Origin of the sequence: Azospirillum himalayense (assembly GCF_042657465.1) — a bacterium.
Taxonomy (GTDB): domain Bacteria; phylum Pseudomonadota; class Alphaproteobacteria; order Azospirillales; family Azospirillaceae; genus Azospirillum; species Azospirillum himalayense.
On record NZ_JBHSLC010000105.1, the window covers coordinates 1 to 642 of the forward strand.

Here is a 642-nt window from a genome sequence, read left to right on the forward strand (position 1 = left end):
GGGCGGCGGGGCGTAGGGTCTGGTCATCGGACAGGCCGGGCCCCGACGCAGACGGAACCGGCAGCCAACTCCCCCAGAAGCCAACTCCCCAGACACCGGAAGGAAACCACACCATGCGCCGCACCACCCTGATCGCCGCCGCCGTCGCCGTCCTGTGCTCCGCCCCGGCCTTCGCCGGCGACCTGATGACCGGCGGCATCCCGATGGGCAACACGAGCAACCTGGGCGTCATCTCCAACACCGCCGCGGGCATCCAGAACAAGGCGCAGCAGCAGGTGATGGGCGTGCAGGCCGGCGGCGGGCTGGCCGGGCCCTTCGGCACCGCCTCCAACCTGGGCAACGTCTCCAACCTCGCCGCCGGGGTGGGCAACACCGCCAAGCAGCAGGTCTTCGGCCTGCAGACCGGTGGCGGGATGGGCGGCGGGGTGAAGGCGCCCTTCGCTCTGGGCGGCTTCAACAGCAACGCCGGCACCGTCAGCAACAGCGCGGTCGGCATCGGCAACACCGCCCAGCAGCAGGTCAAGGCCATGCAGTTCGGCGCGCCGGGCGCCCTGTTCAACCAGAACCTCGGCACCGTCTCCAACCTCGCCGCCGGCTTCGGCAACAAGGCCCAGCAGCAGGTCACCGGCATCCAGAAGTAAG

At 70.6% G+C, this 642-nt stretch carries 1 protein-coding gene; it reads left to right on the forward strand.

The genetic code is table 11. From position 1 onward, the window contains the following. Positions 1 to 113 precede the first annotated feature (113 nt). Positions 114 to 641, forward strand: coding sequence for a hypothetical protein (locus tag ACFPMG_RS28080; RefSeq protein WP_376998488.1), 528 nt, complete (start codon positions 114 to 116; stop codon positions 639 to 641). Position 642 lies beyond the last annotated feature (1 nt).

Coding starts and splice junctions, on each gene's coding strand:
- ACFPMG_RS28080 (WP_376998488.1), top strand. CDS start 114: ATGCGCCGCACCACCCTGATCGCCGCCGCCGTCGCCGTCCTGTGCTCC.